Raw genomic sequence first — 24,217 nt, 5'->3', positions numbered from 1 at the left:
ATACGGATTACCGGGTATTGGTAGCGTCGCCGCCATGTCCGTCGAATCGACCACCGGCAAGAAGTACCGTGTCATCCAGTGGGGCATGGGCAATGTCGGGACGCTCGCGCTGCGCCACATGGCCCACAACCCGGTCTTCGAAGTCGTCGGGGTGCTGTGCAATCGCCCGGAGAAGGTGGGCAAAGACGCCGGCGAGCTCGTCGGGGTTCCAGCCATCGGCGTTTTGGCCACCACCGACAAGGACGCGCTCGAGGCGTTAGACGCGGACTGCGTGTTCTATGCGCCGCTGTGGTCAGACATCGACGAGATCTGCCGACTGCTGCGCGCCGGCAAGAACGTCGTCGCCTCGGGTGGCGCGTGGTGGCATCGAACCGAGGCCAACGCGGTTGACGTAGACAAGATAGAGGCCGCATGCGCCGAGGGTGCGACGTCGTTCCACGCCGGCGGAATCCATCCCGGCTACGCCGCGGACCTGCTAGTGCTCACCTTGGCCCGGATCGTCGGCAAGACCGACCACATCCACATCTACGAGGCAGTCAACTTCAACAAAGACACCTTGAAGTATCTAGACGAGATGGGATTTGGGAAGACGCCCGACGAATTCGCCAAGGGCAATCTCTTCGCGGACGCCTGGTCGTTGTTCGCGCAGTCGCTGACCATGGTGGTGGAAGGACTGGGCAAAACCGTGGAGCAGTTTACGACGGAGGTCAAGCTCGGCATCGCAACCCGCGACATCCCGTACGAGGGCACCGCAGATATGGACATGCCCGGGCTCAAGGGCGTGATCAAAAAGGGAACCGTTGCCGCCCAGCATCATCTCTGGACGGCATGGGTAGACAGCACGCCGTTCATCACGCTGCACGAGCTGTACTCGTTCATCGAACACGACGCCATAGAACCCAAACCTGACTGGGAGCCTTATTACCACTACAGGATCGTGATCGAGGGCGACCCGGGCACCGAATTAATTCTGCGCGGTGACCAGAAAGCTCGCGACACTGCCAAACCCGGCTACGTCGGCTATGCGTGGACGGCGATGGAGCCGGTTAACACCATTCCCGCCATCTGTGACGCACCCCCGGGATTCAAGTCGCACAGCGACCTCGGGCTGATGCGGGTGATCGGCATCGTGCGCTGAGCAGCTCAACATACAAGCTGAATGTTGCTACGATGCTTGAATGGCCAAGCGTGGTGGCACCGACGTCGAGCGCCGGGCGAGGGGGGATCGGACTCGGCGCGATTTAGTCGACGCCGGTCGCGCGCTGTTTGTCGAGAAAGGATATTTCGAGACCAGTATTTCGGACCTGGTGGCGAGGTCCGGTGTAGGCACTCGCGGTGCTTTTTACCACCACTTCAAGGACAAGGCCGAACTCTTTCGCGCGGTCTTCGAAGAGGTCGAACGCGATCTGACACTGCGATCGCTCGCCTCACCCCCGCAAGGCGCGGACGCATGGGAAAAGTTGTCCGTCGGGATGCGCGGATTCCTCGAATCCGCTCTCGAACCCGAAGTGCAGCGCGTCATGCTCATCGACGGGCCGGTGGTGCTGGGTTGGCGGACACTGCGGTCCATCCAGGAGAGCAACAGCATTGCCCTGATCAACGAGATGGTGGACGAAGCAATCGCCGAGGGCATCATCGACGACCACCCGGTCGGCGAGCTGACCCATCTACTCGTAGCGGCAGTCGAGGAGGCAGCCCTCCTCGTAGCGCACGCCGACCGCCCAGCCAAGGCGCGGGCCAGGGCGGCCAGGGTTCTCGACCGGCTCCTGCTGAGCTTCGCCGTCGAGCCTCGAAACGTCTTGCGACGATAGCCTTCTGCCCGAAATGCGGAGCTCTGTCGCACCTATATGGAAATGATTGTTTTCGATGTCTGAATATCGCGCTTCTACCGAAATGATAATGTTCCTCTCAACTGCTTCGAGGAGAGCCGATGCCTGACACACCACCGCTGAGAGTTGCCGTGGTCGGAGCATCTGCGGGTCTGGGCCGATGCATCGGAATGGGTTTGGCCGAAAGGGGTGCCAGGGTCGCCTTCCTCGCCCGGCGTCGTGACCGCCTGGAGACCGCGGCCAAAGAGGCGGGCAACGGCGCGGTCGCGGTCGCCTGTGATGTCACCGATGATGCGGCGTGTGGGCAGGCGATCGCCGAAGTCGTCGACGCTTTCGGCGGCCTGGACGCGCTCGTGTATACCACCGGCGTCGGCGTGCTAGCACCGCTCACCGAAGTCAGCGCCGAGCAGTGGGGGAAGCTCTTCGGCACCAACGTTACCGGCGCGTCCCTGGTCACCGCCGCGGCCGCACCTCACCTGGCCGCCTCGGCCGGATCCGCGGTCTACCTATCGTCCTTGAGCGCCTCCTATTCCGCGCCGTGGCCGCTGCTTGGCGCGTATGCGGTCTCCAAAGCCGCCCTCGACAAGCTCGTCGAGGCATGGCGCATCGAACATCCGAACATCGGCTTCACCCGACTTGCGGTCGGAGACTGCTTTGGCGGTGAGGGCGACTCACAGACCGAGTTCAACAAGGCCTGGGACCCCCAGGCGCTGGAGAGTGCCATCCACTACTGGATGGACCACGGCTACATGCAGGGCGGCCTTGTCGAGGCCGAACACCTTGTCGACATCGTCTACTCCGTGCTTCGTTGCGGCAGCAGCAGTTTCATCCCTTACCTGACCTTGGCTCCTCGGCCGTCCGGCGCCGTGGCCGAACTCCGACAGTGGTGAAGGACATCTGAAGGAAACCACGATGAAATCAAAAGCGGCCGTGTTACGCGGTGTAGGTGTGGAATGGGAAGTCGCCGAGGTCGAACTCGACCCACCACACGCCGGCGAGGTCCTGGTCAAGATGGCGTACGCCGGCATCTGTCACTCCGACGAGCACTTCTACACCGGCGACAGCGTGCCCACTAAGGAAATGGAGGAGATGATGCGGGCGTCGGGGCTCCCGGTGCCTGAGTGGTTTCCTATGCTGGGCGGACACGAGGGCTCCGGTGTTGTGGAAGCGGTCGGCCCCGGGGTGAAGATGTTGCAGCCCGGTGACCACGTGGCCATCTCGTTTCTCCCCGCCTGCGGCAGCTGCCGATGGTGCACGACCGGCTACACGTATCTGTGTGACGTGGGCGCCGACATCTACGACAAGGCGATGACCACCGACGGCACCCGACGTCGCCATCTGGGAGGCGATGACCTCATGGCGATGATGCAGGTCGGCACCTTCTCGGAGTACGTAGTGGCATCCGAGCGCTCACTGGTCAAAGTCCATGACTGGATTCCCTTGGAGGCCGCCTCCCTGGTGTCCTGCGGCGTGACAACGGGATTCGGGTCTGGTTCGGTCGCGGCGGGCACCCAACCGGGTGACACGGTCGTCGTCGTCGGTGTTGGCGGAATTGGCATGAACGCCGTGCAAGGCGCGAAAGTGGCGGGCGCCAAGCACATCGTCGCCGTCGACCCCAACGAGTTCAAACGTGAGGTTGCACCGACGTTCGGTGCCACCCACACCGCTATCGACATCGGCGCCGCACTGGAGTTGGTCAAGGAGATCACCTGGGGCGTGATGGCCGACCGGGTCGTTCTCACGCCCGGGGTGGTGCCCGTAGACATGGTGATGATGGCGATGATGTTGTTGCGCAAGGGCGGAACGTGCGTGCTGACCGCAATGCCCAAGATCACCGACCTGATGGTGCCGATGGTCCTTACTGACATGATCAGCTCATGTAAGACATTCAAGGGTGTGCTTTACGGCGAGATGAACCCGCGGGAAGCCATGCCGAAACTACTGTCGATGTACGAGGCGGGCCTGATCAAGCTCGATGAGCTGGTCACGCAGAAATACCAGCTCGACGAAATCAACGAGGCCATGAAAGACCTTCGGGCCGGCAGGAATATCCGCGGTGTCATCGCTTTCGATTGACGAAAGTATGCGATGAAACGAAATCCGCGCAAAAGGGGAACGACGCGATGAGCATGCCTGACATGGAGACTCAAGGACCCTTCCATATGGATCCGGCCGTTGTCGTATGGACGCTCGTACGCGAGTTGCTCGAACAACAGCGGTCACTCGTCCAATTAGAGCAAACGCTCGATGCTGTCAAAGCCCAGCATGCCAACAACTATGACGAAGTAGTAAGCCTCACCTATGACCTCAAGAACCTCAGTGATCTAGTTGCCCTGAGAAGGCTTTGGTACTCGAAAGGCCTACCCAGCATGCTCGCAAAGCTCTCAGTAGCACTCGAGGCGCACGAAACGTTCGGCGACCAGGAGTTGTCCATCGACGACCCTGTCGACGCAGAGCTATGGAGAAGCAAATACTTCGTCGCCGTCAACGATTTGAGCGTCACCCCACCTCGAAACCCACCAAGGATTAGCGAAGCCTAGGTCGTTGCCGACGCCATGATGGCGCCGAGTCGCCTCAGCTCCTACTTCAAAACAGCTCCCCACCCGCCGGCCGGCAAGTAGCGACCGAACGCCCGCGTCTGATTGTGTTCTCCTGTGCAGCCTCGATTGACACAGAGCTGAGTTGTGTAAGGACGGTGTTGATCTCGGCGTCCAGGGCGGCGGACCGATTCACGGCAACCATCTCACCTGGTGCGACGACGGGCCGGTGGGGAGAGTGAGCCAATCGGGGGTGTAGACCAAACGACCGTTTCGTGCCTGCCGACAGGCAACTCGCGACGTCCATAGCCGGTAGATCGCACAAATCCGTCCCACCCTGCACCGAAACTGCCCTATGCCATCCTGGAAAACAAGCTGGGCTGGGCACCCGGCAGCATCGACACCATCCTCGCCGGCGGAGAACCCAAAGAACTTGTGGTCAAGCTGCGCCGCGACGGCCCCGCCCCCGAACCCACACCTACGCCACGGACGCGGCTTCCGACCCCATCATCGACGCTCTCTCCCGCGCCTCCACCGAGGAACTGCTGTCAGAGCTGAGACGGCGGATAATCCGCCCCCGCAACAGACGCTACGAGACCTGGGACGAATGGGGCGACGGCCTTGATGCGCAAGGCAGTTGGCCCGAGGAGCGCTAGCGATCAGGTCGGAGTCGTCAACCTGCCCGCGCCGACCACTGTCCGTCTAGTCAGTCGCCGATAACGGCTGGCTGGTTGTACTCGGTGATCGGTCGCGCAATCCCCTGTTCGTCGCAGACCCGCTGCAGCTTCTCCAGCGTCTCGTCGATCCCCGGCCCAAGCGGGTTGCCCGGGGTGAAGGTGGCCGGCAGGTGCTGCATGCCCTGGATCACGCCGATCGTCGGATAGTGCACGGTGCCCTCGGGGTCGCAGCGGTAGTCGGGCATCCGGTCGAGCACCGCCATCAGCATCGACTTGAACACGACGCGCGCGACGTTGGAGCCGATGCAGCGGTGGATGCCGAGCCCGAAGCTGAAGTGCCGGTTGTTCTTTCGGCTCAGGTCCAACCGGTTCGGATCGGGAAACACTGAGGGGTCGCGGTTGGCCATCGCCCAGGACAGCCACAGGCGATCGCCCTCCTTGAACCGGGTGCCCGCTATTTCGAGGTCGGCGGCGATCGTGCGACCGTCGCCGGGGGCGGGCGTGAAGTAACGCAGGAATTCCTCGGTCGCCGAGTCGAGCAGTGTTTCCGATTCCCGCCTCAGCAGTTCGCGCTGCTCGGGATTTTCGCCCAGCCATTCGAGTGAATGCGCGGTCAGCGCCGTCGTCGTGTCGAAACCTCCGCCGATGATCAAGCCGAGCATTCCGAGCAGTTCGGCGTCGGGAGCGGGTTCGCCGTCGATCTCAAGTCGTGCCAACGCGTCCACAATGCCGGGGCGCGGGTTCTCGCGGATCTCGAGCAGGTGGTTGAACAGGTCCGCCCCCATCGCCAGCGTCTGCTCCAAAACCCTTGGGGCGTCCGGGGAATCGGCGGGAGTGTAGACGCTGGCGTGGGCCGGCTCGCAATAGAGCTGCCACTTCTTCAGCGGCACGCCCATGATCGCCAGAGTCAGGACGGCGGGCACGACGTTCGCGAGATCGTCGACGAAGTCGATTCGCCCGGCTTCGATCTTCTCGTCGATGCTGGCCCGCACGATCTCGTCGACAAATGGCTTCCAGCGCTTGACGGCCGCCGGCGACAGGTAGGGGTTGAGGATGCCGCGGTAGACGGAGTGCTCGGGTTCGTCCATCTCGAGCATGCCGCCCCGGACGCCGGTGCCCTGCGGCAGCGTGGGAATCGTGATTCCCTTGTAGCCGGTGCCGTCACCGGTGACGTCGTGGTCGTTGGACACGTGCGGGCAGCGCGCGAGCTCGAAGACTTCCCGATTGCCCGCGGCCACCCAATGCCCGTCGTAGGTGTCGGTCCACGCCACCGGGCACCTGGCGTGCATGTCCTCCGTGATCTCGGTGAACCGCTCGCGGTACTCCCGGGTGTGGCGATCAAAGTGGTAACGGTTGGTCTTGCCGGCGTCTCCGGTCAGGGTGTTTTCCGTACTCACGGTGGCGTCTCCTGCGGACCAGTGGCTGCGTGTAGAAGCAGTATGCGACGAGACTGCCGGTCTCGTTAAGCATTTTGGCGGTCGAGTTTCCCCTCAGCGAGGTTGGCCAGCAGCAGCGCCTCGCTGATCGCCGCGCGTTCCAGCACGCCCAGGTGCAGGCTCTCGTTGATGCTGTGGGCCTGTGTTGCGGGGTCCTCCACGCCGGTGACGAGGATCTTCGCCTCCGGAAAGGCCTCGGCGAATTCGGCGATGAATGGAATCGACCCGCCCATGCCCATGTCGATCGCGTCGACGCCCCACGCCTGACGGAACGCGGCCCGGGCGGCGTCGTACACACTGCCGCTGGCGTCGATGGCGTAGGGCTCACCGATGTCGCCGTGGGTGACGCTGACCTGTGCGCCCCACGGCGCATGCTGTTGCAGGTGCGCGGTCAACGCGTCCAGGTGTGCCGCCGCGTCACCGCCGGGCGCGACGCGCATGCTGATCTTGGCGCGCGCCCGCGGGATCAGCGTGTTGGACGCCTTCTCGATGGGTGTGGTGTCGATGCCGATCACGGTGATCGCGGGTTTGGCCCACAGCCGCTGCGGCGCCGAGCCCGAACCGATTTCGGACACACCGTCGAGTAGTCCGGAGTCGGCACGCACCCGCTCGGGCGGGTAATCGACTGCGGCCGCGGTGCTTTCATGCAGGCCGGCGACGGCCACGTTACCTTCGTCGTCGTGCAAACTGGCCAACAGCCGCACAAGGACGCTCAGCGCGTCGGGTACCACGCCACCCCAGATGCCGGAGTGCAGCCCGTGGTCGAGCGTGGCGACTTCGACGACGCAGTCGACCAGGCCGCGAAGCGTGACCGTCAGCGCCGGGATCTCGGTGCTCCAGTTGTCCGAGTCGGCGATGACGATCACGTCGGCGGCCAGCGCATCGCGGTGGGCGGCCAGCAGCCGGCCCAGCGACGGCGATCCGGATTCCTCTTCGCCCTCGACGAACACCGTCACGCCCACCGGCGGCTGTCCGCCGTGCGCCCGAAACGCCGCCAAATGCGTTGCGATGCCGGCCTTGTCGTCGGCGCTGCCGCGCCCGTAGAGCCGGCCGTCGCGCTCGGTGGGTTCGAAGGGCGGCGACACCCATTGGCTGCGGTCGCCCTCGGGCTGGACGTCGTGGTGGGCGTACAGCAGGACGGTCGGCGCGCCCGGTGGCGCGGGGTGGCGCGCGATGACCGCCGGCGCTCCCCCTTCGCTGACGATCTGTATGTCGCCGAAACCGGCTTGCGACAACAGATCCGCGACGGCCTGCGCGCTGCGGTGTACCTCGTCGCGGCGGCCGGGATCGGCCCACACCGATTCGATGCGCACCAGGTCTTCCAGATCGCGGCGCACCGACGGCAGCAGCTCGCGGACGCGCTCAACCAGATCGCTCATGGGATCGAGGCTAGTCGGCGGTCGTCTCCAGGATCGCCACCGCGGCGGCGGTATCGCCCTCATGCGTCAGCGAGACGTGAATGATCACGTCGGCCAGGTGTTTGGCGATGTCGCCGCTCAGCCGGACCCTTGGGCGGCCCCACATGTCGGTGACCACCTCGATGTCGCGATGGATGTCCTCCGGTAGCACCGGCCGTTGGGCGAACCGCGATCCCGACCACGCCTTGATCACGGCCTCCTTGGCGGCCCAGCGGGCCGCCAGGTGACGCGCCGCCGACGAACTCTTGTCCGACGCGTCGCGGCGCTCCCCGGGGGTGAACGTCTCGGAGAAGACGGTGCCCGGCTGGTCGACCTGCTCGGCGAAATCAGGGATGGAGACGAGATCGATCCCCACACCGACAATTCCCATGGGTCGCCAGGCTAACGGACCGACGTCATCCGGCAGAGACCTGGTAGGCCTCGCCGTCGCCCAGGCGCGAATCCGGGTTCAGCAGCATCGCCGCCTCCTGACGCTTCTCCGACTCGTCATGGTCGAAGCGACGGTTCGGCGGGCGCTCGTACATCGGCGCGCCACCGGCGATCGCCGATGCCAGCCGCCGCTGACCGGCCAGCAGGCGCGCATCCGCGCGCCGCTGGTAGTCCGCGCGCTGCTGCGGGTCGAGCGCGGCGACGAACGCCTGCGGGTGCACCAGCGCCACCAGCCCCGAAACGTGGCCGAACCCAAGGCTGGTCACCAAGCCGGCCTTGAGCGGGAACTTCTCCCCGAGCCGCAGGGTTTCGCGCACCCACACGAAGTGGGCCGAGCCGGCCAGTTCGTCGTCGACGCAATCCAGGCTGCGGTTCGGCGGGATCACCCCGTCGCGCAGGATCTGGCACAGGCCCATCATCTGGAAGACCGCAGCGCCGCCCTTGGCATGCCCGGTGAGGCTCTTCTGCGACACCACGAACAGCGGCGCGCCCTCGGAGCGGCCGAGGGAATCGGCGAGCCGCTCGTGCAGTTCGGTCTCGTTGGGATCGTTGGCCAGGGTCGACGTGTCGTGCTTGGAGATCACCGCGACGTCGTCGGCGCCCACTCCGAGCTTGCCCAGCGACCGCGCCAACGCCGAATCCTTGCCGCCGCGACCGGCGCCCAGCGCGCCCAGTCCCGGTGCCGGGATCGACGTGTGCACACCGTCGGCGAACGACTGCGCGTAGGCCACCACGGCCAGCACCGGCAGACCCATCTTCAGCGCCAGGTCACCGCGCGCCAGCAGGATGGTGCCGCCGCCCTGTGCCTCGAGGAACCCGAGCCGGCGCCGATCGTTGGGCCGGGAGAACTTCGAGTCGTGGATGCCGCGGCCCCGCATCATGGAAGTGTCGGCGGTGGCCGCCATGTCACCGAAGCCGATGATGGCTTCCAGCGTCAGGTCGTCGAATCCGCCGGAGACCACCAGTTCGGCCTTGCCGAGACGGATCTTGTCGACGCCCTCCTCGACCGACACCGCCGCGGTCGCGCACGCACCCACCGGGTGGATCATCGCGCCGTAGCTGCCGACATAGCTCTGAATGACATGGGCGGCAACGACGTTCGGCAGAACTTCCTGCAGGATGTCGTTCGGCTTGTTCCGGCCGAGCAGGTTGCCGTGATACATCGTCTGCATCGACGTCATGCCGCCCATGCCGGTGCCCTGCGTGCTGGCCACCAGGCCCGGGTGCACCCACCGCATCAACTCGGCCGGGGTGAATCCCGAAGACAGGAACGCGTCGACGGTCGCGACGATGTTCCACAGCGCCACCCGGTCGGTCGAGCTGGCCATGTCCTGGCTGATGCCGAACACGGTCGGGTCGAACCCGGTCGGGATCTGCGCGCCGACGGTCCGCGACAGCTTGGTCTTCCTCGGCACCCGAATCTCGGTGCCCGCCTTGCGGATGACCTGCCAGTCGCTGGAGTCCGGCACCGGCCGGATGATCGTGTGTTCCGGATCGAACTCGACGAAGGCGCGCGCGTCGGCCTCCGAAGACACCACGAACGCGAAGTCCTTGTCCAGGAACACCGACACCAGCAGCGGCGAGGCGTGATCGGGGTCGATCGCGCCGTCGTCGACGAACTCGCGGATGCCGCAGCGCTCCACGACGGTGTCATGGTAGCGCTCGACCAGCTCGGACTCGTCGACCAGATCACCGGATTGCGTGTCGTACCAACCGGGTTGGGGGTCATCCTCCCAGCGGATCAGCCCGGTGGTCCAGGCCAGCTCCAGGACGCCGGCCGCCGACAGTTCGTTGTCGACCTCCATCTCGAAGCGGGTCCGCGACGAGCCGTACGGGCCGAGTTCCGCGCCACCGACGATGACCACCAGGTCGGCCGGGTCGACGTCAAGGTCCGCCCATTCCGGCGGTGGTGCCGGCGTGAAGCCGCGCGGCGGCGACGGCAGCGCGGCAATGGTGCCCTCGGCGCCGGCCTCGTCGGCCGCCTCTTCGCCCGAGGTGGTCTGCTCGCGGGCCTTGGCGGCCAACTCGGCCATGTCGAGGTTTGCCTCGCCCAGCCCGCCGGTCAGGTCCGCCTTGATCGGCGCACCGGCCGCGGCCACCTTGGACTCGATGTCGCAGAGGGACAACAACATTGCCGCCATCTCGTCGGTCGAGTACGTGGTGACGCCGGCCTCCTCGACCGCGTCGACGATGGCATCGTTGTGGCCCATCAGCCCGGTGCCGCGGGTCCAACCGATCAGAGCGTGCGCCAGGCTGACCCGGGCCGCCCACGATGACTCAGCGTGCCAGCGGCTCACCAGGGCATCCAGCGCCGACTTGGCTTCACCGTAAGCGCCGTCGCCGCCGAACATTCCGCGGTTCGGCGAGCCCGGCAGCACCACGTGCAGCCGCGACGCGATGTCGCGCTCGGCGCCGATCTTCGACAACCCGCCGATCAGCCGCTGCACGGCCCACAGCAGCACCTTCATCTCCATCTCGGAGCGCGAGCCGGCCTCGGACAGGTCGCCCGCGACCCGCGGTGCGGCGAACGGGAACAGCAGCGTCGGGGTCTGCGCGTCCTTGATGTGAATCGATTGCGGCCCAAGGCTTTCAGACTGCTCGGTGCCCACCCAATCGACCAGTGCGTCGATGTCGGAGTAGGACGCCATGTTGGCCGCGACCACCCACAGCGCCGCGCCGAAGCGGGCGTGGTCGCGGTAGAGCCCGCGGTAGAACGCCAGCCGCTCGTCGTCCAGCTTGGACGTCGTGGCGATGACGGTGGCACCGCCATCGAGCAGCCGCCCGACGACCGATGCGGCGATCGAGCCCTTGGAAGCGCCCGTCACCACCGCGACCTCGTGGCTGTAGGGGCCGGGGTCCGGGTTCTCGGCGCCGGCCGCGATCCGCCCGTACAGCGATGCGTGAATCTGCCGGCCCGCGGACAGGGCCTTGCCTTGCCACCAGGTGGCCTGGGTGGCCACGACATGGCCTGCGCCCTCGAACCTTTCGGACAGCTCCACCCAGCGGGCGTCGATGTCACCCTCGTCGGTCAGCCAGAGCTTGACCAGGTCTTCGCGGGCGCTGGCCCACCGGTCGTCGAACAGCACGGCCTTCTTCGGCTCGAACACCGGGGCCACCAGCCGTGGCCAGTCGGCGCCGAGTTCGGTAGTCACCAGGTCGATGAGCTCGGCATCGGTGGCCGCCGGTGAAGCGCTGACCGGGTCGTCCAGGCCGAGCTGGTTGAGCACCAGGCGCGCCGCCGAGGCCAGCACGCCGTCGCGGCCGGTGATCTGATCGGTGAATTCGCCCAGCGCGGCGGCGTCGATGGTCGCACCGCCGCCGCCACCGCCCGAGGACGGCAGCGCCACCGCGATGCCACGACGCGCGGCGACGGAAGCCACCGCGGCGTCGATCGCCTTGTCGACCGCGGCGGCGTCGGCCAGTGCACCCTCGTGCAGGTGGCCCATGGCGCCGCCCCGGACACTGGTGCCCTCGCGGGTGCCCAGCGCGACCTCGACCGTGACGTGCTTGGCCCAACCCTCGCCAAGCTCCCAGGTCTTCTTGACCCGCTCGGCGATGGCCCCGGGCCGCTTACCCGAGGGCCCCAGGACCGTGCGCAGCTGGTCGTTGATCGCGTCGGAAAGCACTGGGCCGTAAGGCTTGTAGGTGCGCGCCAACTTGGTGACCTGCGCGCGCAGCCCGGCCAGGTCGGCTTCGGCGGCGCCGTCGATGGCGCCCAGGTTCAGCTCCGATCCCAGGTCCACCAGCAGCTGGTTGCGCCGCGACGACGCGCCGTCGGTGATGGATTCGATGGAGTCCAGCTCCTCGATCTGGTCGATGCGCATCTTGGCTGACAGCGCGATCAGCGCCAGCGCGGCGTCGGCGGCGTCGAACCCGATGTCGTCCGGTCGTGCCGCACCCGACGGCGCGGTCGGCGCGGCGGCGGGGGCCGCCGGCGCGGCCGCGGCCGCTTCCGGTGCCGACGCACTGTCGGCGGGCGCCTCCGGCTCGTCCTCGGGCTCCGGCTCGGGGTCGGTGTCGGTCGCGAACAGCACCGCCGCGTCGCGCTCGGCGTTGAGCACTTCCACTGTGCTGTGGGCATATTCGGGCAGCTTGAGGGTGTTGGTGGCCAGGCCCGCGACGGTCGGTGCGGACTTCACACCGATCTCGACGAACCGCTCCACACCCAGGCCGCCGGCGGCCTCTTCGGTGAACAGCAGGTCCTGGGTTTCGATCCAGCGCACCGGGCTGGCGAATTGCCATGCCAGCAGCTCGATCAGGACGATGCGGGCCATCTCGATGCGGCGCTCGGCAAGCCAGGTGTCGTAGTCGGCCAGGATCGGGTCGAGCGGCTCGGCCGGCACCAGGTCGCGAATCTCCTGGATGAAGTCGCGGTCCAGCGTGAACGGACGCGGCACCAGGTTGGGGATGTAGCGCCCGATGATCACGTCGGGGTCCTTGTCGCGCGGCATCACCCGGTCGAGTGATCGCCGGAACTCCGCCACACCGACCCGCAGCACGCGCGAGTGGAACGGCACGTCGATACCGGGCACCAAGATGAACGAGCGCTTGCCGCCGGTGATCTCGCGGCGCCGCTCCACCTCTTCCTCGAGCGCCTCGAGGCCGCGCACCGTGCCGGCGATCGCGTACTGCGACCCGCGCAGGTTGAAGTTGACGATCTCGAGGAATTCACCGGTGCTCTCGGCGATTCCGGCGACAAATTCGGGAACCTCGTCGTCGGGCAGGTCGATCTGCGACGGTCGAATGGCAGCCAGCCGGTAATTGGACCGGCCCAGCTCGTCGCGCGGCACGATGTCGTGCATCTTCGATCCGCGGTGAAACACCGTCTCCAGCAAGGCTTCCAGCTCGTAGATGCCGGTCACGCAGGCCAGCGCGGTGTACTCCCCGACGGAGTGGCCGCAGGCGATCGCATCCTCGACGAAGGCGCCCTGCTCGCGCATCTCGGCGACCTGAGCCGCGGCCACCGTCGCCATCGCGACCTGGGTGAACTGCGTCAGGTACAGCACGCCCTCGGGGTGGTTGTAGTGCACACCGCTGGCGATGATGCTGGTCGGGTTGTCCCGCACCACGTGCAGCACCGAGAAGCCCAGGGTGTCGCGGGTGAACTTGTCCGCTTTGTCCCACACCTTGCGGGCGGCCTTGGACCGGGCCCGGACGTCCATGCCCATGCCCTTGTGCTGGATGCCCTGGCCGGGGAACGCGTAGACGGTGTGCGGGGCCGCCAGGCGGGCCGTCGCCGACATCACCAGATCGGATCCGATCTTGGCGGCGACCTCCAAAACCTCGGCGCCCTGGTCGATTCCGACCCGGTCGACGCGGAACGAGACCTCGTCGCCGGGTCGCACCATGCCAAGGAAGCGCGCGGTCCAGCCGATCAGCCGCGCCGGCGGCCGGGCCTGACCGTCGGTGGCGGTCACCGCGTGCTGAGCGGCGGCAGAGAGCCACATGCCGTGCACGATGGGCGATTCCAGACCGGCCAGCAGCGCGGCGGCCCGGTCGGTGTGGATGGGGTTGTGGTCACCGGAGACCACCGCGAACGGACGCATGTCGACCGGCGCGGTGATGGTGACGTCGCGGCGGCGCCGGCGCGGTGTGTCGGTCGCGTTCTCCGAGACCGCGCCGCCGGCGCGCGTCGGGTCGGTCAGTTCGGCGGCCCCGGTGCGGCCCAGGATGGCGAAACGCTCATCGAGGGTGGCGATCACCTGACCGTCGCTGTCGGTGATGGCGACCGAGACCGGGACGACGCGCCCCATGTCCGTGTCGATGGCCGCCGAAGCCGTTGCGGTGATCGTCAATTGCGACCGCGTCGGCGGCAGCTTGCCGACCATGTGAGCGGCGTGGTCCAGATGCACCAGGCTCAGCAGGCCCTCGACGACCGGGACGCCGGCGTCCGTGACGGCCGAGCCGATCGCAGAGAAGACGGCGGGCCAGCACGGTCCGACGAGCGCGTCGGGCACGGTGGTGAGGCTGGGCGCCAACGGTTCTCCGAAGGTAGCCGTGACGCCGGTGTGATCGGCGACCCGCTCGGGGTCCCAGTCCACCATGACCGTGGCCGTTCCGTCGGTGACCGGGGGCAGGAACTCCGGGCCGTCGACGCCGGCCGCGATGGCCAGCACCGCACGCATGGCCGTGGCGGCATCCTCGGTGGAGACCACCGGAGTGGCGCCGTCAATGGTGTTGGGCGGCAACGTGAATGGGATGTCGATCCAGGTGCCTGACACCGGCACGCTGAGCACCACGCGGTCGTCGTCGACCTGAAGCCGCGCGCCGGTGGACGAATGCGTGGCGCGGCGGCTCTCGGGTCCGTCGTGCACCAGCCAGTCGGAGGGATCGGCGATGCGATGGACCGGGTTGGTCGCGGTGCGGCCGGCCCACTGGACATCGGGGGCGTCCAGCACGACGGCCAGCGGGCCGGTGACGTCGGCGCGGCCGGTCCGGCGGGACGTGACGGCCGTGGGCTCCACTCCGGCGGCGAGCGCCTCGTCGATGGCCGCCTGCTCGAAGCGGTCCAGCAGTTCACCGACGGGCTCGTCCATCCGGGTGATGCCCGCGACGGCGGCGGTGCCCGGGATGATGCACACCTGATCGGCGTCGTAGCGGGCGTCGTGCGCCTGCCAGAGCGAATCGCTGCGCCACCAGCGCCGTACATCCTTATCGATCACCGGCACGAAGTTGACCGGCTTGCCCAGCAGCTTGCACAGCGTGACGAAGAACGGGACGTCGGCCGGGTGCAACTGCACACGTTCGGCCTCGGGGTAGTGCGCCAGCAGGGTGGCGATGGCCTCGGCGGGATTTTCCAGCAGCCGCGCGCCGTCTTCGGTGGTGCCGTCGAACAGCGTCTCGATGGGACCGAAATCCTGTGCGTGCAAACGGGCTTCGGCGCGCTTCAGCATCTGCTCGAAGCGGTCGCGCCAGGTGTCGGCAAGCCACGGGCTGCCCGGCGATGCGGTGTCGGCGGTGGAATCGCCGTCCCCGATGGACAATTCGACGTAGCGCTGCAGCCACTGCAGGTAGGTCATCTCACCGACATCGCCGAAGTACGGTTTGGCGGTGTTGGCCATCGCCGCGATGATCTCGTCGCGACGCTCCGCGACGGCGTCGGCGTCACCGGCGACCTCGTCGAGAAGTCGGCCGCACCGCGAGGCGCTGTTGTCGATCTCGTGGATGTCCGCGCCGAGCTGGCTGCGGCTGGAAGCCATTCCGCCCGAGGCTTTTCCGGCGCCGATCCACTGATCGGTGCCCTGGGTTTCGACCAGCATCCGCTTGACCGCCGGCGACGTGGTGGCCTCCTTGGCCGCCATCGCCGCGGTGCCGACCAGGATGCCGTCGATCGGCATCAGCGGGAAGCCGTATGCCTGCGCCCAGCGTCCGGACAGGTAGTCGGCCGCGCGCTCCGGCGTGCCGATGCCGCCGCCGACGCAGACGGTGATGTTGGAGCGCGACCGCAATTCGGAGTAAGTCGCCAGCAGCAGGTCGTCGAGGTCTTCCCAGGAGTGGTGGCCGCCGGCACGGCCGCCCTCGATGTGCGCGATGACCGGCTTGGTGGATACCTCGGTCGCAATGCGGATGACCGAGCGGATCTGCTCGACGGTGCCGGGCTTGAAGACAACGTGGCTGATGCCGACCTCGCCCAGCTCCTCGATCAGCTCGACGGCCTCCTCCAGGTCCGGGATGCCGGCGCTGACCACCAGACCGTCGATGGCCGCGCCGGACTGACGTGCCTTCTGCACCAGCCGCTTGCCGCCGACCTGCAGCTTCCACAGATACGGGTCCAGGAACAGCGCGTTGAACTGGTAGGTACGCCCGTCCTCGAGCAGCCCGGCCAGCTGCTCGATGCGGTCGGCGAAGATCTCCTCGGTGACCTGGCCGCCGCCGGCCAGCTCGGCCCAGTGCCCGGCGTTGGCCGCGGCGGCCACGATGTGGGCGTCGACGGTGGTCGGGGTCATGCCGGCCAGCAGGATCGGGGACCGCCCGGTCAGCCGGGTGAACTTCGTCGAGAGCTTGACCCTGCCGTCCGGCAGGCGAACCAGCGTCGGGGCGTAGCTGGACCAGGCCCGCGCCACCTCTGGGACGGCGCCGACGGTGAACAGGTTGCGCTGCCCGCCGCGGGTGGCCGCGGGCACAATGCCGACACCGAGGCCACGGATGACCGGCGCGGTCAGCCGGGTCAGGATGTCGCCGGGCCCCAGGTCGAGGATCCAGCGGGCGCCGGCGTCGTTGACCCGGGTGATCTCCTCGACCCAGTCGACCGGACGCACCAGGATCGACTCCGTCAGGTGTCGGGCCAGTTCGACGTCCAGGCCGACCTTCTCGGCCCAGCTGCCGACGATGTCGATGCCGTCGGCGAGGCGGGGAGTGTGGAAGCCCACCTCGACCTGCACCGGGTCGAAGACGGGCGAGAAGACGTCGCCGCCGCGCAGCTTGTTCTTCCGGTCGGCTTCTTCCTTCTCGGAGATCTGCTGGCAGTAGAGCTCGAAGCGCGATAGCTGTTCCGGGGTGCCGGTGATGACGACCGAACGGCGGCCGTTGCGGATAGACAACACGGGCGGCAGCACGGTACGCACGTCCTGCGCGAACTCGTCGAGCAGCCGGCCGATGCGTTCGGGATCGGCGTTGGTGACCGACACCATCGGCGGGCGGTCGCCGAGCACCGAGATGCCGCGCCGACGGGCCACCAGCGTCCCGGCCGCGCCGATCAGCTGGGCCAGCGCCAGCAGCTCGACGTCGCGGGCGCCCCCGGCCTTCAGCGCCTCGACGGCGAGCACACCTTGGGAATGTCCGGCGACGGCCACCGGGGGCGTCGCCTTCAGGTCCATGCCTTGGCGAGCCAGCGCCCGCACGGCCGCAATCTGAGTGAGCAGCACGCCCGGGATCGACACCGCGGCCGAGGTCAGGTGCTTGTCCGAGGGGATGGGGTCCTCGGCGGCCAGCGCACGCACCCACGACAGCGGCTCGAAGCCGATCGGACGCACGACGACGAGCTCTTTGGCCACCGGCTCGAGGAGCAGGTTGACCTCACCGACCAGCGTTGCCAGGTCGGACTCGATGCCGGCCGACGACACCAGTTCTTCGAGGGTCTCCAGCCAGGCGCTGCCCTGGCCGCCGAATGCCACGGCGTAGGGCTCGCCGGCCGTCAGGCGGTCGACGAGGGCGTGGGTGTCCCCGGCGTGTGGGGCCCTGCCTTGGCCGTCGCGGTCAGCGGACACCCGGTCGTGCTCGTGGATCGTCACCTTGTCTGCTCCCCTGTATGCGTCTTTAGGTCTCTTCGTCTGGCGGTCACCACCGCCGGGCGGGGTTCTGTCGATGCGGCGTGGTTCGGCGTCGAATCACAGCCGGGAAAACGGCCGGCCGGTGTGTTGTCGGCGGACCGCCCGGCTGGTGCTGAGCGGCGCGACGGACTTCATCGGCTGCACTAAGAGTGTCATAAGGATCGACCCCCGTTTCGCGTGCTGATCGGTTACTGATGAGTTCTACGCATGGGTAACCGTGTCCTGGGTAACACCCGGTTTGACCCACGACGCGAACCCGATTACCAAACCCGCTGCATGAAGGTGGTTACGGTCGAGTAGCTATAACTGCGCAGATCAAGGCAGTCTTGTTATCGAATCGTTACATAAAAATTTTGGCTCGCGGAGTGCCGTCGGGGCACCGTCGGCGGCCTCGGACGACGATCGGTCGCCGGCGCGCGTCCGGAAAATGAGCGAACGAGTGTTTGCTGGAATTTCTAAGAGTCGGCGCCCCGACCGGGCCGGGCGACGGCATCGGGCATTAGGCCCACTGGCCGAATTGGGGCTTGAGGATCTCGTTGATGTCCACGCCGACCCCTCCGACGCTGCGTTTGTCGATTTCAACCTGGTGCAAGTTGGCCGCCGGGTGGGCATATCCCTTGGGCGAGCCCCAGTTGTGCTGCCAGAAGTAGGAGCCCAATCCGTCGTGCAGCGCCCAGTCGATGGTTTTCGAATTGGCGTACACGCCTGTGCGCTGATGACCGATAACCGACTCCCAGGAACGCAGGTAGGGCGCCACCTGACTCTTGTACTGCTCGTAGGAGGGGTCGTCGTCGATCGAGGCATAAATGGGCGCACTGGCGGGCCCACCGGCCGCGGCGTGCAGCTGCATCCCGCGCTGCGCGTGCTGCAGGCCGGCGTTGGCACCGCCCAGCCAGTCCGCGGTGCTGGCCTTGCCGTACTGATAGCAGGACACGATTTTGAGCCCGTTGCTGTCGAGGTCGCGCGCCTCGGCAACCTGGATCGGCTTGCCGAGCATCCAGTTGCCGCCGGGGCGGCGGTCCGAGACGTACCGAATCGACCCCACAGCGCCCGCGGCCCGGATCTGGCTGGCCGGAATGACGCCGGCCGCGTAATCCAGCAGGGTGCCGAGCGACGCCGATGCGGGCGCCGCGCTCAGCGACGCGGCGGCTGCGCCCAGGCCCAGCAGGGCGGGGGTTGCGGCCGCGAATTTGAGCAGGTCGCGCCGCGAAACGGATGACACAAGCCACAGGGTACGACACAAATCCCATATGACTCATTAATCACGCCGGTCACATGTGCATCACAGTGCCGCATCGTTGGTTTGAACGGGTGGGCGCGCGGGCAGCACGATGACGCTCACGGCTTCCACTCCGCGCCGGGCGGTCTGCTGGGCGATCTCCTCGATGAAGTCGGCGGCCGCTGGGCTGATCGATCCCGCCCAGGCGCGAAATCCCTGCACGATCACCGGCTCGCGCTCCAGCAGCGGTTGCACACCCCGCAGCACGCCGACCACCTCGTCGGGCAGGGGGTCTGCCAGCTGCTGGTCGATCCAGCGGCGAGCGAGTTCCGATGCGGCAGCATCGTCTTGGCCCAGCGCGATCACGTCGGCGGCCAGGCTGCGCAGCCGATCGAACAGCACCTCGTGGCCCGGGGTCTCAGCCAGTTGTGACAACAGAGTGCTGGCCGCGGTCGGAAGGACCATTTGCCCGAACAACGCGGGAACCGGCAGGTCCCATTCGTCGAACAGGTCGGCGTACATCGCGGCGACGGGCGCCGGCAGCGGAGCGCTGAGCCGCCCGATCACCCCGAGGCTGTCGCGGTGCGTGGTCGCCAACCGGTGCAGGATGTCCTCGTTGAGGTCCGCGTCGCCGCACTCGGTGGCGGCGTCGATGGCCCGGATCAGGTGGTCGATCCGCTCCCGCTGCTGTATCAGCAGCGCGCGGTGCTCGTCGAGCAGGCCGGCCAGCGTGCTGTGCCCGCCTTCGATCAACCGCGCAATGTCGTTGATGCCGACGCCGAGGCTTCGCATCAGATCGATGCGCAGCAGGTCGAGGACCTGCTCGACGTCGAAAACCCGGTAGCCGTTGGACAGGTGCTGGGCGTGTAGCAATCCGATTTTCTCGTAATGGCGAATACGCCCGGAAGCGATGCCGGTCAAGGCCGTGACGTCGCCGATCAGCAACTGCTCAGCCACCCCTTGACCTTACAACTGTGACAAGGTCTGTACTGGGCGGATGGAGCACGCCCAGCTCATCGATCTGACGCGGCGCGCGTTGAAGTTGGCGCGGGACAAGACGACCGATCTCGCTCCGGCCCAGCACACGGTCGACGCGCGCGACTACACGGATATCGAGCGGCACCACCGGGATCGGGCCATGCTGCTGGGCAGTCCGCAGCTGGTCGGCTACGTCTCGGAACTTCCCGCCCCGGGTGCGTACTGCACGAAGACGGTGATGGGACGGTCCATCCTGCTGACCCGAACCTCGCAGGGAACGGTCAAGGCGTTCAACAACGTGTGTCTGCACCGCCAGTCGCAGGTGGTGTCGGGTTGCGGCACCTCCAGGTGGTTCACCTGTCCGTTCCACGCCTGGACATACGACAACACGGGGCGCTTGGTGGCCCTTCCGGGGCGCGAGGGGTTCCCGGAAGTGGCCATCAAGTCTGACGGGCTGACCGAGCTCCCGGCCACTGAATTCGCCGGATTCCTCTGGGTAGCACTGGATCCCGGAGCGACGCTGGACGTGCCGGCACACCTGGGGCCGCTCGCCGACGAACTCGACTCGTGGGGCATGGGGCGCTGGTCCCCGCTGGGCGAGAAGGTGCTGGACTCCCCGATCAACTGGAAGCTGGCGATCGACACCTTCGCCGAGAACTATCATTTCGCCACCGTCCATCAGCAGACCTTCGCCACGATCGCGCGCAGCAACTGCACGGTGTTCGATTCCTACGGGCCGCACCACCGGCTGATCTTTCCGCTCAACACCATCCTGGATCTCGATGACATGCCCGAGGATCAGTGGAGTCCGTTCTACAACGTGGTGGTGATCTATGCGCTGTTCCCCAACATCGTGCTTTCGGTGACGATCGCCAACGGTGAGCTGTTCCGGGTGTACCCCGGCGATCGGCCCGGCAGGTCAATCACCGTCCACCAGAACGCAACACCGCAGGACGTCTCCGATGACGCGGTGGCAACCGCCGTCCAAGACGTTTTCGATTATGCGCACGCCACCGTGCGCGACGAGGATTACCGGCTGGCCGAGGGGCTGCAAGCCAATCTAGAGTCGGGAGCCCGCGACCACCTGGTGTTCGGCCGCAACGAGCCGGGGTTGCAGCATCGTCACATCACGTGGGCCCGGGCGCTGTCACAGTCAGCTGGGCTCGGCTGACAGCACCGCGATCAGATCGTCGAGAAGCTTTGCCAGCGTGTCGTTTTCGACGGGCGCGGAGCGGAACAGCAGCTCGACGGCATCCTTGCGCCGGCCGGCCGCCACCAACGGCACGAGCTGATCCACCATGGTCTGCCAAGTGGGCTCCGGCGGTGCCAGGCTCGCCACGGTAGTGGACAGCACGTCGACGAGTTCCCAATCCCGGTAGAGCGCCAGCGAGCGTTCGTTGAACGCGAAGCCGGTCACCGGTTTTCCCCACATGGTTCCGCGGTAGCGGTAGGGACCCTCCATGTACTCGATCGGCAGGCCGTGCGCCGGGGCGGCCACCAACGGCTCGCCGATGAGCTCGAGTTGCAGTGCGGGACAGGTGATCCGATGCCGGTCGGGCAGGTAGCGGGCCGGGGCGAGGGGCCGCACCAGGGGCCGCACGGCCTCCGGCCATCGTACGTAGCTGGTCACCGTGACCTCGAAGTCTTCGGCGCATTCCGGCGCGATCGAAGGATCCGGGTGGCTTGTGGTGATACCGGTAAACGGCTGCAGCGCATTGCCATCGGTGCGGTCGAACTGGCGCCAGATGCTCAGGTCGACACCGTTGTCGAAGTTGATCGTGCGCCATTCGTGCGACCTGGCCCGCGGGTCTCCCCCCGATCCCCCGCCGCCGGCGTACTTGGGGAACCACTGCCGATCGACGTGCCCGCTGGCGCCGGACACCTGTTGGACCACGTCGCCCCAGCGCAGGGTGCCGGTCATCGCCATGCCGGTCTGGAAATAGGAGTAGGTGTCGCTTTGACCGAAGCAGACGATCTTTCCGTTGTACGTCGATGCGCCCACCGGTGTCGGTGCGCGCGTTGGTGTTACGGCCAGATCCAGCCGCATGGGCCGCCCGGATTGGTCCTGTCCGACCAGGCTGACCCGGTAGGTGTAGGGCAGCAGTTCGCCATCGCCGTTGCGGCTGGTCGTCCACGACGCGGTTCCCGCGCTGCTGTGGTAGGTGATGTCGAGATGACCCGATGCCATCGTCATCTTGCGCTCGGCGCCGGGCTCCATATTGGCCGGCGGCATGTCGTAATCGGTGAAGGTGCCGTAGTCGCCGGTGTCGAGGTCGAAAAGCGCCATCGTGTAGAAGTCCGCGACGACGGTCCCCCCGGGCCGGTTCTTGTTGAAGATGGTCAGGAAGGCAAACGATCGATCGGTGTCGGCGGAGTCAAGCTGACCGGCGATGAACCAGGTGTCCGACTCCTGATCGGGGTGTTCGCCTTCGACGGCGGGAAAGTCCAACTGGCTGTCGCCGGGCACCAACTGGAACGGGTAACTGCGCCAATCGCTGGTCATATCGGGCCTCGCTGCTTTTTTCGCTATGTTAGCGTGAATAGCGAAATTGCGGTCGCGTCCAATCCCCTGAGGAAGTGCCCCGATGACAGAGACTTCCGGCCATCGCTCCTATAACGAACTGTTTATCGGGGGCCAGTGGCGCAAGCCCGCCAATCCCCAGCAGCTCGCCGTGATCTCGCCGCACTCTGAAGAGCCGGTCGGGCATGTCCAGGTCGCGGGCCCCGAGGACGTCGACGCCGCCGTCGCCGCCGCACGGCGCGCCTTCGACCACGGCCCGTGGCCGCGGATGAGCCACGCCGACCGGATGGCCAAGGTCGAACAGCTCGCCGGGATCTACGCCGGCCACGCCGACGAGATGGCCGATCTCATCACCGACGAGATGGGGTCGCCGCGCAGCTTCAGCCGGATGGGCCAGGGAGCGGCCGCCGCGGCGCTGATCCACCTCTCGCTGGCCGCCGCCCGCGAGTTCCCGTGGGAGGAACGCCGGCAGGGTGTGCTCGGCGAGGTCCATCTGCGCAGGGCCCCGGTCGGGGTAGTCGGGGCGATTGTGCCGTGGAACGTGCCGCAATTTCTGATCATGCCCAAGCTGATCCCGGCGCTGATCGCGGGCTGCACGGTCATCATCAAGCCCGCACCCGAAACGCCGCTGGACGCTTTGTGGTTGGCGGAGATGATCGAGCAGATCGGGTTACCCGAAGGCGTGGTGTCGGTGCTGCCCGGCGGCCCCGAGATCGGCGAGGCGCTGGTCCGCCATCCGGGCGTGGACAAGGTCGCGTTCACCGGTTCCAGTGCCGTGGGCCGCCGGATCGCCGCCCTGTGCGGCGAGCAGCTGAAACGGGTGAGTCTGGAGCTCGGCGGCAAGTCCGCGGCGATCATCCTCGACGACGCCGACATCGCCAAGACGGTGGCCGGCCTGAAGTCCGCGGGGCTGATGAACAACGGTCAGGCCTGCGTCGCCCAGACCCGGATCCTGGTTAGCGACCGTAAGCACGACGAGGTGGTCGACGCGCTGGCCGACATGATGTCGGCGCTGAATGTGGGCGACCCGGCCGACGAGTCGACGGACATCGGACCGCTTGTGGCCCAACGACAACAGCGCCGCGTCCAGGACTACATCAAGTCGGGCCGCAGCGAAGGCGCGCGCGTCGTGCTCGGTGGTGAACAGAGCCCGTCCGAGCGCGGCTGGTATGTGCAGCCGACGCTGTTCGCCGATGCCACCAACGACATGCGCATCGCCCGGGAGGAGATTTTCGGTCCGGTGCTGACGGTGCTGCGCTACCGCGACGAGGACGACGCGATCCGCATCGCCAACGAGACCGACTACGGCCTGGCTGGTTCGGTGTGGACCGCCGACATCGAACACGGCCTGGACGTCGCGGCGGCCGTCCGCACCGGAACCTACGGCATCAACATGTACACCCTGGACATCGGCGCACCGTTCGGCGGCTTCAAGCAGTCTGGCATCGGGCGTGAATTCGGACCAGAGGGGCTGCACGAGTACGTCGAGCTGCAGACCCTGATTTGCAAGGGTCAGCTGCCGCCGCTATAGGTATGTGCGGATTGTCCGATGCCGCAACATATTTGAGCTCAATGCTTGCCGTGGTGATCGGTGGCGCATCACGCTAGTTGTTTGTCGGTGGTGGTTGGGGTTGGAAGGGTGTATACCACCACCAGTGGGCGCGCTCGCCGGTTGGTCCCGGGCAGGGTGCCACCGCGGGTGGGGGTTGCGTGGGTGGGCGCGCCAGCGATCCCGGGCTCAGTGTTCGGCCCGTGTGGTCGGTGACGAGGAGTGCGTGTGCGGGTCCGGTGATAGTGAGCACGCCGCGATGGTGCAGCCGGTGATGGTAAGGACATAGCAGCACCAGGTTGGCCAACTCGGTGGGGCCGCCGTCTTCCCAGTGCCAGAGGTGATGGGCGTGCAG

General features: G+C 66.9%; 15 protein-coding genes. 7 read left to right on the top strand and 8 right to left on the bottom strand.

Annotated elements, in window-relative coordinates:
- Window positions 1-34 precede the first annotated feature (34 nt).
- From A5732_RS01135 to A5732_RS01115, 5 genes are all read left to right on the top strand, one after another.
- The gene (locus A5732_RS01135; RefSeq protein WP_076100095.1) at window positions 35-1,138 is read left to right on the top strand and encodes an NAD(P)H-dependent amine dehydrogenase family protein; all 1,104 of its coding nucleotides are present in this window, start codon (window positions 35-37) and stop codon (window positions 1,136-1,138) included.
- Between the two features lie 40 nt (window positions 1,139-1,178).
- The gene (locus A5732_RS01130; protein ID WP_065056755.1) at window positions 1,179-1,811 is read left to right on the top strand and encodes a TetR/AcrR family transcriptional regulator; all 633 of its coding nucleotides are present in this window, start codon (window positions 1,179-1,181) and stop codon (window positions 1,809-1,811) included.
- Window positions 1,812-1,930: 119 nt separating this feature from the next.
- A complete protein-coding gene (locus tag A5732_RS01125; RefSeq protein ID WP_076051073.1) occupies window positions 1,931-2,719 on the top strand; it encodes an SDR family oxidoreductase in 789 nt (262 codons plus the stop codon).
- Between the two features lie 22 nt (window positions 2,720-2,741).
- Window positions 2,742-3,905, top strand: a complete 1,164-nt coding sequence (locus tag A5732_RS01120; RefSeq protein WP_076100092.1) for an NDMA-dependent alcohol dehydrogenase — start codon at window positions 2,742-2,744, stop codon at window positions 3,903-3,905.
- 47 nt (window positions 3,906-3,952) lie between these two features.
- Window positions 3,953-4,369 (top strand): hypothetical protein, encoded by a 417-nt coding sequence (locus A5732_RS01115; protein WP_076051075.1) that lies wholly within the window; start codon window positions 3,953-3,955, stop codon window positions 4,367-4,369.
- A 703-nt stretch (window positions 4,370-5,072) separates the two neighbouring features.
- Here the strand turns inward: A5732_RS01115 and A5732_RS01110 are convergent.
- From A5732_RS01110 to A5732_RS01080, 6 genes are all read right to left on the bottom strand, one after another.
- Window positions 5,073-6,440: a cytochrome P450 gene (locus tag A5732_RS01110; protein ID WP_076100090.1), complete on the bottom strand. Its 1,368-nt coding sequence runs from the start codon at window positions 6,438-6,440 to the stop codon at window positions 5,073-5,075.
- A 65-nt stretch (window positions 6,441-6,505) separates the two neighbouring features.
- The gene (locus tag A5732_RS01105; protein WP_076100087.1) at window positions 6,506-7,858 is read right to left on the bottom strand and encodes a dipeptidase; all 1,353 of its coding nucleotides are present in this window, start codon (window positions 7,856-7,858) and stop codon (window positions 6,506-6,508) included.
- 10 nt (window positions 7,859-7,868) lie between these two features.
- Window positions 7,869-8,267 carry a holo-ACP synthase AcpS gene (gene acpS, locus A5732_RS01100; RefSeq protein WP_007774057.1) on the bottom strand — a complete coding sequence of 133 codons (399 nt, stop codon included), beginning with the start codon at window positions 8,265-8,267 and terminating at the stop codon, window positions 7,869-7,871.
- Window positions 8,268-8,292: 25 nt separating this feature from the next.
- Entirely contained in the window at window positions 8,293-17,556 is a 9,264-nt protein-coding gene (locus A5732_RS01095) for a type I polyketide synthase (protein WP_076100084.1), read from the bottom strand.
- A gap of 538 nt (window positions 17,557-18,094) precedes the next feature.
- The gene (locus tag A5732_RS01085; RefSeq protein WP_065054112.1) at window positions 18,095-18,817 is read right to left on the bottom strand and encodes a DUF1906 domain-containing protein; all 723 of its coding nucleotides are present in this window, start codon (window positions 18,815-18,817) and stop codon (window positions 18,095-18,097) included.
- 60 nt (window positions 18,818-18,877) lie between these two features.
- The gene (locus A5732_RS01080) at window positions 18,878-19,771 is read right to left on the bottom strand and encodes a MerR family transcriptional regulator (RefSeq protein WP_076100081.1); all 894 of its coding nucleotides are present in this window, start codon (window positions 19,769-19,771) and stop codon (window positions 18,878-18,880) included.
- A gap of 40 nt (window positions 19,772-19,811) precedes the next feature.
- Here A5732_RS01080 and A5732_RS01075 point away from each other — a divergent pair, with 40 nt between their 5' ends.
- Window positions 19,812-20,963 carry an aromatic ring-hydroxylating oxygenase subunit alpha gene (locus tag A5732_RS01075; protein WP_076100079.1) on the top strand — a complete coding sequence of 384 codons (1,152 nt, stop codon included), beginning with the start codon at window positions 19,812-19,814 and terminating at the stop codon, window positions 20,961-20,963.
- Here A5732_RS01075 and A5732_RS01070 read toward each other — a convergent pair.
- On the bottom strand, window positions 20,946-22,295 hold the full coding sequence (locus tag A5732_RS01070) for a secreted hydrolase (RefSeq protein WP_076100076.1): 1,350 nt from the start codon (window positions 22,293-22,295) through the stop codon (window positions 20,946-20,948). The two genes, A5732_RS01075 and A5732_RS01070, sit on opposite strands and share 18 nt — an antisense overlap.
- Before the next feature lie 82 nt (window positions 22,296-22,377).
- On the opposite strand from A5732_RS01070, the gene A5732_RS01065 reads away from it, so the two are divergent.
- Window positions 22,378-23,844 (top strand): aldehyde dehydrogenase, encoded by a 1,467-nt coding sequence (locus tag A5732_RS01065; protein ID WP_076051082.1) that lies wholly within the window; start codon window positions 22,378-22,380, stop codon window positions 23,842-23,844.
- Between the two features lie 73 nt (window positions 23,845-23,917).
- Here the strand turns inward: A5732_RS01065 and A5732_RS01060 are convergent.
- A partial coding sequence (locus A5732_RS01060) for an HNH endonuclease signature motif containing protein (RefSeq protein WP_142256525.1) occupies window positions 23,918-24,217 on the bottom strand: 300 nt, incomplete at its 5' end.

The sequence above is a fragment of the Mycobacterium colombiense genome (genome assembly GCF_001953985.1).
Lineage (GTDB): Bacteria > Actinomycetota > Actinomycetes > Mycobacteriales > Mycobacteriaceae > Mycobacterium > Mycobacterium colombiense_B.
This window is presented reverse-complemented; position numbering and strand designations above follow the sequence as displayed.